Consider the following 10,237-nt stretch of genomic DNA (forward strand, 5'->3'; position numbering starts at 1 on the left):
GAAAGGACTGTAATGATTCCGCGGCGGCGGTTCAGACGCCTTCGGAATCCAGCAGGCCGGCGCGCGGGCGCACCGGCGGGGGCCTGGGCGTGAAGGCGATCAGGGCCACGCAGAGCCCGGCCCACAGGGCGTAGCTGAGGCCGATCAGCATGGCCAGCGGCAGTCCCGCCACGCCAAAGATCAGCAGGGTGGTCTCGGCCGCGCCCAGGCTTTGGGCGAGGGCGCCCGCCTCGACCCAGCGCATGCCCGTCATCACCAGGGCCGTCAGAACCTGGAGCAGCGCAGCCAGAAGACCGCCGTAGAGCAGGAAGCGCCAGATCACGCCCAGACGGGTGGAGGGCGACCCGGACCGGTCGCGTTCGCGCGCCAGCATGTACATGCCCAGCGGCACCGCGATCACGCCCGCGATCAGGACCTGCAGCCGCCAGTCCATGTCGAAGCCGGGCATGATCTGCGACGGCGGCATCAGCGGCAGGGTCAGGATCAGCGGCGGCCATGCGATGGCGGCGAGGGTGGCGATCAAGGCCCACAGCCCCGGCATGCCACGCCACTTGATCGGCGCCTGACCGGGCAGATCGCTTACATCGCGGATGTTCTTCAGGTCGTGCTTCATCGGGTCGGAACCGGGGTTTCGCCGGAATAGTCATAGAAGCCGCGACCGGTCTTTCGGCCCAGCCAGCCGGCCTCGACATATTTCACCAGCAGCGGGCACGGGCGATATTTGCTGTCGCCCAGGCCCTCGTACAGCACGTTCATGATGGCCAGCACCACGTCCAGGCCCATGAAGTCGGCCAGCTCCAGCGGCCCCATGGGGTGGTTGGCGCCCAGCTTCAGGGCCGTGTCGATGGCGGTGACGTTCCCCACGCCCTCGTACAGGGTGTAGATCGCCTCGTTCATCATGGGCACGAGAATGCGGTTGACGATGAAGGCGGGGAAGTCCTCGGACTCGGTGGTGGTCTTGCCCAGGGCCTCGGCGAAGGCGACGGCGGTCTCGTAGGTCTGGCCCGAGGTGGCGATGCCGCGGATCAGCTCCACCAGCTTCATGGCCGGCGCAGGCTTCATGAAATGCAGGCCGATGAAGCGTTCGGGCCGGTCGGTGACCGAGGCCAGGCGCGTGATGGAGATGGACGAGGTGTTGGACGCCAGCAGGGTGTCGGCGCCCAGGTGCGGGGTCAGGTCGCGGAAGACCGACTTCTTGATGGCCTCGTCCTCGGTCGCGGCCTCGATCACCAGATCGGCGCCGCCGGCTTCGGCGAGGGTCTCGATGGGCAGGATGCGGGCCAGGGCCGCATCGGCGTCGGCCGCCGTCACGGTCCCGCGCGAGACCTGGCGCGCCATGCTGGCGCCGATGGCGCCGATGGCGGCGGGCAGCTTGTCCGCGCCCACGTCATAGAGCCTGACGTCATAGCCGCCGAGAGCCACCACATGGGCGATGCCCATGCCCATCTGGCCCGCGCCGATGACAGCCACCGTCCTGATTTCAACCATGCGGTCGAACGCCTCTTGAACCGATCGCGCGGAAACGCGCGGACGGCTGTCTTACGCCAAGGAAGGGGCGGCGGGGAAGGGTGGTCAACGCTCTCCTCCCCATTTCATGGGGAGGTGGCGCGGCGCGGAACGCGCCGTGACGGAGGGGGCTGCGCCGCCGGTTAAGGGCTGGCGCCTCGCCTTTTGACATCGAGCCGCCCCCTCCACCACGCCCTGCGGGCGCGGTCCCCCTCCCCGCAAGCGGGGAGGAGAAAAAGCGTCTACCCCAGCGCTGTCATCAGCTCGGGGATCACCGTCTTGTAGTCGCCGACGATGCCGTAGTCCGCCACCTGGAAGATGGGGGCGTCGGCGTCCTTGTTGATGGCCACGATGATCTTGGAGTCCTTCATGCCGGCCAGGTGCTGGATGGCGCCCGAGATGCCGATGGCGATGTAGAGCTCCGGCGCCACCACCTTGCCGGTCTGGCCCACCTGATAGTCGTTGGGGGCGTAGCCCGCGTCCACAGCGGCGCGGCTGGCGCCCACGGCGGCGCCCAGCTTGTCGGCCAGCGGGTCCATGACCGAATGGAACTCGTCCGCCGAGCCCAGGGCCCGGCCGCCGGAGACCACGATCTTCGCCGCGCCCAGCTCGGGCCGGTCGGACTTGACCATTTCCTCGCTGACGAAATCGGTCTTCGCCGCGTCGGCGCCCTTGATGGTCTCGACCTTGGCCGAGCCGCCTTCCTCGGCCGCCGTGAAGGCGGTGGGGCGCACGGTGATGACCTTGGTCTTGTCCGAGCTCTGGATCGTCTCCAGCGCGTTGCCCGCGTAGATGGGGCGCGTGAAGGTGTCGCCGGAGACCACCGCGATGATGTCCGAGATGGGGGCCACGTCCAGTTTGGCGGCGATGCGCGGGGCGAAATTCTTGCCGTCCGACGAGGCGGGCGAAAGGATGGCGTCATAGTCCCCGGCCATGGGGACCACCACGGCCTCGACGGCCTCGGCGATGGTCTTGCCCAGCTCGGCGGACTCGGCCAGCAGCACCTTGCGCACGCCGGAGATTTTCGCGGCCGCATCGGCGGCGGCCTGGGCGCCTTCGCCCACCACCAGGATGTCGATGTCGCCCGCGTTCAGCTGTTGCGCAGCGGCGACGGTCTTGTGGGTGGTGTCGCGCACGTGGGCGTTGTCGTGATCGGCGATGACGAGAACGGCCATTACAGGACTCCTTCGGACTTGAGCTTGGCCACCAGTTCGGCGGCGTCGGCCACCTTGATCCCGGCCGACCGCTTGGGCGGCTCGGTGACCTTGAGCACCTTCAGGCGCGGCGCCGTGTCGACGCCGTAGTCGGCGACCGCCTTGGTGACGATCTCCTTCTTCTTGGCCTTCATGATGTTGGGCAGGGACGCGTAGCGCGGGGTGTTCAGGCGCAGGTCAGTGGTCACCACCGCCGGCAGGGTCGAGGCCAGGGTCTGCAGCCCGCCGTCGATTTCACGGGTCACCACGGCCTTGCCGTCCTTGATCTCCAGTTTGGAGGCGAAGGTGCCCTGGGGCCAGTCCAGCAGGGCGGCCAGCATCTGGCCCACGGCGTTGTTGTCGCCGTCGATGGCCTGCTTGCCCATCAGGACCAGGTCGGGCTTCTCTTCCTCGACCACGGCCTTCAGAACCTTGGCCACGGCCAGCGGCTCAAGATCCGTGTCCGACTGGATCAGGATGCCCCGGTCGGCGCCCATGGCCAGGGCGGTGCGGATGGTCTCCTGCGCCTGGCTCGGGCCGATGGAGACCACCACGATCTCGTCGGCGGTGCCGGCGGCGTGGTGCTCCTTGCCTTCCTTGAGGCGCACGGCCTCCTCGACGGCGATCTCGTCGAAGGGGTTCATGCTCATCTTGACGTTGGCCAGATCAACGCCGGACTGGTCCGCCTTCACGCGCGCCTTGACGTTGTAGTCGATCACCCGTTTGACGGGGACGAGAACCTTCATGCCGAACCCTTTTTGAAACTTTGGTCTGGAATGCCGCCCGGCTGCGGCCTTATTGGTGCGGCAGGACATGGAACGGCCGTCACGGCCTGTCAACGTAACGCCAAGTCAACTTCCCGGGGATTCTCGCGCGTGTATCTGAGCTTCAAGCGGCTGGGCTTCCTGTTTCTGATCATTTTCGCCGTTCTCCTTATCGGCGTGGTGCTCTTCCGCGTCTTCTGGACGGCCCCCGGTGAGCGCTGCGAGGCCCGGGGCGGATGGTACGATCTCGAGACCCGCACCTGCGCCCAGCGCATCTATGTTCCCGACATCACCGGTCGTCAGCCGGGGGAGAGCCGCGAGGAGGCCTCCCGCCGCAACGCCAACGAACTGGTGCAGGTGGAACGCCGGATCGCCGCGCGGGAGGCCGCCCGCCGCGAGGCCATCGAGCAGGAGCGCGCGCGCATCCGCGAGGCCCGGCGGGAGGACTGACCCTGTCCCGCCGGGCTGACGGAGACGCTTCCGTCCCGCCCCGGGTCGTGGAACAGTCCGGTCTTCTGACCGGGCTGGACGTCCATGACCGCTGACCCCTCTCTCATCGCCCGGCTGGACGGGGCGGTCGTCCGGCACGCCGACCGTGGGCCCATCGGGCCGATGGATCTGGCTGTGACGCGCGGCGAGATCGTCGCCGTGGTCGGGGCCTCGGGCTGCGGCAAATCCACCCTTCTGCGGCTGCTGGCCGGTCTGGAGGCGCCCGACGCGGGGCGGTTGGAGCGGCGGGTGGACAGGGGCCGCACGGGTCTGGTGTTCCAGAACGCCACCCTGATGCCCTGGGCCGCCGCCGTGGAGAATGTGGCCCTGCCGCTGCGCCTTGGCGGCCAGCCGAAGGATCAGGCCCATGCGCGGGCGCGGGCCGCCCTTGCGCAGGTGGGGCTGGGCCAGCGGGCCGGTGCTCGGCCCCATCAGCTGTCCGGCGGCATGGCCATGCGCGCGTCCCTGGCCCGGGCGCTGGTGATCGATCCCGACCTGCTGCTGCTGGACGAGCCGTTCGCGGCGCTGGATTCAGCCACCCGTCGCGCCCTGATCGAGGACATTCACGCCCTGTGGGCGCGGACCCGCCCCGCCGTGGTCTTCGTCACCCATGATGTGGAGGAGGCGGCCTACATGGCCGGACGGGTGCTGGTGATGCGGGCTGTCGACGGCCGGATCGCCGCCGAGGTCAGGACGCCCGGCGCCCTGCCGCGTCCGGCGGGCCATCGTCTGGACCCGGCCCACGCCCGCGCCGTCGAACAGATCGCCACGGCGCTGGACGCGGCCATGGAGCCGGCGGCGTGAGGCGTGCGGGCGACATGCTGGCGCCGCTGGTGCTGCTGGCCGTGCTGCTGGCGGGGTGGGAGATCGCCTGCCGGGCGCTGGCCGTGCCCGCCTATTTCCTGCCGCCGCCCAGCGCGGTGGTCATGGCGCTGGTGGAGACCGGACCGCGTCTGGCCGCCTCGGCCTGGGCCACCTTCTGGATGGCGCTGCAGGCGCTGGCGGCTGCGGGGCTGATCGCCGCGGCCCTGGCCTTGACGGTTTCGCTGAACGCGACGGCGGAGCGGGCGGTGCGGCCGCTGGCGGTGACGCTGCAGGTGACCCCGGTGGTGGCCATCGCGCCGCTGGTGCTGATCTGGGCCGGACTGGACAACGCCGACCGGGCGGTGGTCGCCCTGGCCGCCACGGTGGCCTTCTTCCCCCTGTTTTCGGGCGTGCTGACGGGGCTGAAATCGGCGGACCCGGATCTGGAGCGTCTGTTCGACCTCTATGGCGCATCGCCCTGGCAAAGGCTGTGGCGGCTGCGCGTGCCCGCCGCCGCGCCCTTCGCCCTGGAGGGCCTGCGGGTGGCGGCGGGACTGGCGGTGATCGGGGCGGTGGTGGCCGAGTTCGTCTCGGGCACGGGCCAGACCCAGGGGCTGGCCTGGCGCCTGCTGGAGGCGGGGAACCGGCTGCGCACCGCCGAGCTTCTGGCCGCCCTGACCTGTCTGGCCGTGATGGGGGTGGCGCTGAATGCGCTGATCGGCGGGATCGAGCGTGCGATGCTGCGTCGGAGGGGCGGAAATCGGGGCGTCCGTTAGCGACGGGTTAAGGCCAAGGGGCCTAGCCTTGAGCGATGTCCGGCCGATGATGCGGTCATGATCTCCGAGGGGCTTCGGCCATGGCGTCACGACGAGGAAACCACAGCATCCTGTGTTCGGGTCTGCTGGCGGCCGGCCTGGTCTTCACGGCCTCGTCGGCGGACGCCCAGAGCGCCAGCCGTCAGGCGGGTCTGCGCACGCTCAGCTGGCCCGGCAAGGCCGAGGCGCCCCGCGCCGAACAGCCCCGCCCGGAACAGCCACGCGCCGCCGCCGGCGCCCGGAGGGGCGATGTGGAGCCGACGCTGCAGGTTCAGCCCAGCGTGCTGCCCGACTACACCGCTTCCGCCCGACCCTTTCCCCAGAGTCTGACCCCCGCCAACGCCTTCGGATCGGCCCCGGTGGTCGCCGGGGGACAGGCTTATGCGTCGGCGCCGGTTCCCTACAGCGAGGCCGCGCCGCGCGCGCTGGACACCGCGCCCCCGCCGGCCATGCAGGCGCCCCCGACGCCGGTCGCCCAGACGCCCGTCGCCCAGACGCCGGTCGCGCAGACCCCCGTCCGTTCGCCGCGCACCGAAGCGCCCGGGCGGCAGGACGATCCCATGGCGCCGCGCGCCGACGCGCCGGTCTGGCGGACAGCGCCCTCAGGCGCGGCCCAGCCGTCTTCCCAAGCTTCGGCTCAGCCGTCTTCCCAAGCCTCGGCGCAGCCTGCGCCCCAACCCGCGGCGAGCACGAACAGCCGCGGCGGCGCCCGATACTATTCCGTCCACCGTGAGGCGGGACGTGAACCCGATCCCACGACCCTGCCGGCGCCCTTCTTCCTGGACAGCGCGCCGGTGGACCTGGCCGAACCGCCGCCGCCGCCGACCCTGATGCGCAATCAGGGCGGCCTGGCGCCGTCCGTGGCGGGCGACGATCTGTGAGCGAGGCCATGACCGAATCGGTTGAGACGGGCACGCGCCTGCCCGAACTGATCGACATGGCGCGCGAGGGCTCCAGCGAGAAGCGCCGCGCCCTGCTGCGTGACCTGACCGATCATTTCTTCGGCGCCACGGCCCGGTCCGAGGCGGAGACCGAACACTATGGCGTGGTGCTGGCGCACCTGGCTGACGACATGGAGGAGGCGGTCCGCGCCGAACTGGCCGAACGCTTCGCCGCCCAGACGGACGCTCCGCGCCGTCTGATCCGGCGTCTGGCCGAGGATGGGTCGGACGCGGTGGCCGCGCCGGTTCTCGCCGCGTCTCCCGTGCTGGACCAGGCCGATCTGATGAAGGCGGTGCGTGAGGGCGGACAGGAGCGCCTGCGCGCCGTGTCCAGCCGCCCGTCGGTGTCGGAGGCCCTGTCCTCCGTGATTGTCGAGCGGGGCGACGACGAGACCCTGGGCGCCCTGCTGCGCAACGACGGCGCCCGGCTGTCACGCGCCTCCAGCGAGGCGGCCGTGGACCGGGCGCGGACCAATCCGGCGCTGCATGAGGCGGTGGTCAATCGCGCCAGCTTGCCGCCGGATCTTCTGAACGAGATGTATTTCGTGGTCGAGGCCCGGCTGCGCCAGCAAATCCTGGAGCAGAACGCCAGGCTGGATCCCGCCCTGCTGGAGAATGCGCTGGAGGCGGGCCGCGCGCGGGTGGCCACGGCCGACGGGGTGCTGCCGCCGGACTACACAGAGCAACTGGCCTATGTGCAGGAGCTCAAGGCCGCCAATCAGCTGTCGCCGGAGGTGCTGGCGCGGTTCCTGCGCTCGGGCGGACGCACGGCCTTCCTGATCGCCCTGGCCGAACTGTCGGACATCGATTTTCACACCGCCCGCACCATCGTCGAGCGGCGCGAGATGGACGCCCTGGCGGTGGTCTGCAAATCAGCGGACCTGGATCGGGCCCTGTTCCTGACCTATGCCGTGGTGCTGTTGAACCGCGAGGACAACGCCATGGGAAAGGCGCGCGAATACGCGCGTCACTATGCCGACCTGCCGCGCGAGACGGCGCTCAGAACCCTGCGCTTCTGGCGTCTGCGCCGCCAGGCCGCCTGACGGATCAGCCCGGGTTGCTGGGAAAGGTCTGACGCACCGCCGCCAGCAGCTGGTCAGCCCGGTCGGCGATCAGTCCGGCGCCCAGTTCGCGCGCGGTCGCGGCCGCTTCCACCAGAACCAGACCCAGATGACTGGCCTCGCCGCGTCCGGTTACCCGCATGCGCGTCAGCTGCACCTGGGCCAGATTGATCTGGTCCACGGCCCAGTCCAGCGGATTGTCATCCGGTTCGCCCGTGGTCAGGCGGCGGCGCAGGCGCGTCTCCATGCGGGCCAACCCCGCGGCGTTCCGGTCGCGTTCGGCCTGCTGGGCCTCCACGGCCACGCGTCGCTCCCGGGCCAGGGCGCCGAGGATCAGGCCTTCGCCTGCGGTGACGGCCTCGACCTCGATCAGGCGGTTCAGGTCGGGGTTCGGATCCCGGGCGGCGCGGGCCAGCTCCATGGCGGCCCAGTCCATCGGGCTGTGATCGGGGGTGAAGGCGTCGGCGGCGGCGTCGAAGAGCTCGTGCGCCTTGGTGCGGGCCGCGTCGTCGCCCGCCATGGCGGCCAGGGCGGACAGGCCGGCCGCGCACAGGGACAGGGCCCGGGCCCGCGTCACAGGCCGGTATTCGGGCGAGGCGGAGGCCACCAGGGCGCGCAGATCGCGTCCGGCCTGGTCCAGCAGACGGGTGTCGCCGCGCAGCAGCCCGGCCTCCAGCGCCAGCGAGGCCCGGTCCAACTGGACCTCGGCGGCCTCCGCAGCCAGATCGGGACGGCGGGCCACGTCATGCAGGGCGGAATCCATAAGCGCCGATGCGTCCAGCAGGGCGGCCGCCTCGCCGTTGCGCCGGGCCTTCAGCGCCTCGAGCCGGGCGTGGGCGACGGCGAGTCGGGCGGCGAGGGGGGCGGATCGCCCGGGTTCATGGCCGTCCAGAATCAGGTCGATCTGGTCCAGAAGATCCGTTCCGCCCCGCTGTTCATACTGCAGCATCAGGCACAGGGCGCTCTCAATGGCCGCCTCGGCGTGCTGGTCCGGGGTGCTGGCCGCGCGGTCCGCGTCGGAGGCGGCGGACAGGGCGCGAGCCAGGCTGGCGCGGCGGCCGGTGCGGCGCGCATGCTCGCGCCACAGGGTCGAGGCCTTCAGTCCCGTCACGACAGGTTCGCGGCATCCGGTGCGGTGGGCGTCGGTGGCCTGACCGCGGGCCTCGACCTCCAGCAGGTCAGCGCCGATCAACTCGATCCAGGTGCGGTCGCCGCCGTCGCGGGCCTGGGCGAACAGGCGTCTTAGATCTCGTCCGAACCCGAACATGGTGACCGCTCCTTTGTCCCGCATCGGGACCGTCTGACCTCATCCGCCCTCTGACAAGCAAACGCAGCGCCGCGCAGGCGGTTCAGCGCCAAGCTTGAAACGCTCAGCCCAGGTCCGGGGTCCGGTCCAGACATCGGGACAGGGCCGTCCGGGCGCCTTCGTCCCTGGCGCTCAGTTCACGCACGGCCCGGATGCGGGCGCGGGTCTGATCATTGTCGCTGACTTCCGGGGCGCGGCCCGAGGCGTCGGCGGCCTGGCCCACGGCCAGCGACCAGTAGAGCGCCGCATCGAACAGCATGCGCCCTCGCGGCGTCTCGCCGCCCTCAAGCTCGGACGCGGCCTGGGTCAGGCCCGCGCAGCGCACGGCCGCGTCATAGCCGGTCAGCACCGTCACCTGACCCGAAAGGCCTGTCAGCACCGCCATGGCGACCGCAGCGATCATGAAGGATGTCCCGTGACGCCCCCGGCGTCGAAACTGGATGAGAGCACGGAATCAGGGCGTCCGGAAGGCGGCCGCAGCGGCTTATCCCCGCTCTTTCGTTCTGGAGAACGCCACCTTCGGGAAGCGTTCGCCCACATAGCCGGTCTCCCAGGCGGACTTGGCCAGGAACACGGGGGCGCCGTCGATGTCGGCGGCCATCTGGGGCCGGTATTTGCCCATGAAGTCGTCCAGCTCGGCCTTTTCACCGGACACCCACCGGGCCTCGGCCCAGGGGCTGGGCTCGAACATGGAGTCCAGGCCGTATTCGGTGTTGAGCCGGTCAGCCATGACCTCGAACTGCAGCTGACCCACCGCGCCGACGATGAAGTCAGCGCCCAGTTCGGGGCGGAACAGCTGGGTCACGCCTTCCTCGGCCAGACCCTCCAGCGCCTTCTTCAGGTGCTTGGCCTTGAGCGGGTCCTTGACCCGCACCCGCTGCAGGATTTCCGGCGCGAAGTTCGGCAGACCGGCGAAGCGCACCAGCCCGGTCTCCGACAGGCTGTCCCCCACCCGCAGCACCCCGTGGTTGGGAATGCCGATCACGTCGCCCGCAAAGGCGTCGTCGGCCAGCTCCCGGTCCGAGGCGAAGAACATGATGGGCGCGTTCACCGACAGGGCCTTGCCGGTGTTCTGGACCTTCAGCTTCATGCCCCGCTGGAACCGGCCCGAGGCCATGCGGAACATGGCGATGCGGTCGCGGTGGTTGGGGTCCATATTGGCCTGGACCTTGAACACGAAGCCGGTGACCTCATCGTGGCCCGGCTCCACGACGATGTCCTCGGGTTCCGGCGCGTTGCGGGTTTCGGGCGGGGCTTCCTTCCGGGCCTTCATGACCTTGGGCGCGGGGGCCCAGTCGCCGATGGCCTTGAGCAGTTCGTCGATGCCGAAGTGGCGCAGGGCCGAGCCCCACAGCACC

At 70.4% G+C, this 10,237-nt stretch carries 12 protein-coding genes; 5 read left to right on the plus strand and 7 right to left on the minus strand.

The genetic code is table 11. The annotated features are described in order from the left end of the window. Positions 1 to 31 precede the first annotated feature (31 nt). The 4 genes from C0461_RS06295 to C0461_RS06310 form a co-directional block, all read right to left on the minus strand. Positions 32 to 613, minus strand: a complete 582-nt coding sequence (locus C0461_RS06295; protein ID WP_292104958.1) for a phthalate transporter — start codon at positions 611 to 613, stop codon at positions 32 to 34. Then, positions 610 to 1,488, minus strand: coding sequence for a 3-hydroxybutyryl-CoA dehydrogenase (locus tag C0461_RS06300; protein ID WP_292104960.1), 879 nt, complete (start codon positions 1,486 to 1,488; stop codon positions 610 to 612). Before C0461_RS06300 ends, C0461_RS06295 begins: the two co-directional genes overlap by 4 nt. A 260-nt stretch (positions 1,489 to 1,748) precedes the next feature. After that, a complete protein-coding gene (locus tag C0461_RS06305) occupies positions 1,749 to 2,681 on the minus strand; it encodes an electron transfer flavoprotein subunit alpha/FixB family protein (RefSeq protein ID WP_292104961.1) in 933 nt (310 codons plus the stop codon). After that, positions 2,681 to 3,445 (minus strand): electron transfer flavoprotein subunit beta/FixA family protein, encoded by a 765-nt coding sequence (locus C0461_RS06310; RefSeq protein ID WP_292104962.1) that lies wholly within the window; start codon positions 3,443 to 3,445, stop codon positions 2,681 to 2,683. Before C0461_RS06310 ends, C0461_RS06305 begins: the two co-directional genes overlap by 1 nt. A gap of 129 nt (positions 3,446 to 3,574) precedes the next feature. On the opposite strand from C0461_RS06310, the gene C0461_RS06315 reads away from it, so the two are divergent. From C0461_RS06315 to C0461_RS06335, 5 genes are all read left to right on the plus strand, one after another. Beyond that, positions 3,575 to 3,913 carry a hypothetical protein gene (locus C0461_RS06315; protein ID WP_292104963.1) on the plus strand — a complete coding sequence of 113 codons (339 nt, stop codon included), beginning with the start codon at positions 3,575 to 3,577 and terminating at the stop codon, positions 3,911 to 3,913. An 84-nt stretch (positions 3,914 to 3,997) separates the two neighbouring features. Beyond that, positions 3,998 to 4,756 carry an ABC transporter ATP-binding protein gene (locus tag C0461_RS06320; RefSeq protein ID WP_292104965.1) on the plus strand — a complete coding sequence of 253 codons (759 nt, stop codon included), beginning with the start codon at positions 3,998 to 4,000 and terminating at the stop codon, positions 4,754 to 4,756. Further along, positions 4,753 to 5,532, plus strand: a complete 780-nt coding sequence (locus C0461_RS06325) for an ABC transporter permease (RefSeq protein ID WP_292104967.1) — start codon at positions 4,753 to 4,755, stop codon at positions 5,530 to 5,532. The genes C0461_RS06320 and C0461_RS06325 overlap by 4 nt, the downstream gene beginning before the upstream one ends. Positions 5,533 to 5,612: 80 nt before the next feature. Further along, positions 5,613 to 6,452: a hypothetical protein gene (locus C0461_RS06330; protein ID WP_292104968.1), complete on the plus strand. Its 840-nt coding sequence runs from the start codon at positions 5,613 to 5,615 to the stop codon at positions 6,450 to 6,452. 8 nt (positions 6,453 to 6,460) lie between these two features. After that, on the plus strand, positions 6,461 to 7,555 hold the full coding sequence (locus C0461_RS06335) for a DUF2336 domain-containing protein (RefSeq protein WP_292104970.1): 1,095 nt from the start codon (positions 6,461 to 6,463) through the stop codon (positions 7,553 to 7,555). A 4-nt stretch (positions 7,556 to 7,559) separates the two neighbouring features. Here C0461_RS06335 and C0461_RS06340 read toward each other — a convergent pair whose 3' ends face one another. The 3 genes from C0461_RS06340 to C0461_RS06350 all read right to left on the minus strand — a co-directional run. Continuing rightward, positions 7,560 to 8,840 (minus strand): hypothetical protein, encoded by a 1,281-nt coding sequence (locus C0461_RS06340; protein ID WP_292104972.1) that lies wholly within the window; start codon positions 8,838 to 8,840, stop codon positions 7,560 to 7,562. A gap of 103 nt (positions 8,841 to 8,943) precedes the next feature. Next, positions 8,944 to 9,282 carry a hypothetical protein gene (locus C0461_RS06345; protein WP_292104973.1) on the minus strand — a complete coding sequence of 113 codons (339 nt, stop codon included), beginning with the start codon at positions 9,280 to 9,282 and terminating at the stop codon, positions 8,944 to 8,946. A gap of 81 nt (positions 9,283 to 9,363) precedes the next feature. Next, positions 9,364 to 10,237, minus strand: an 874-nt coding sequence (locus C0461_RS06350) for an EF-Tu/IF-2/RF-3 family GTPase (RefSeq protein ID WP_363377770.1), incomplete at its 5' end; no start/stop codon positions are given.

Source organism: Brevundimonas sp. (assembly GCF_013823285.1).
GTDB lineage: Bacteria > Pseudomonadota > Alphaproteobacteria > Caulobacterales > Caulobacteraceae > Brevundimonas.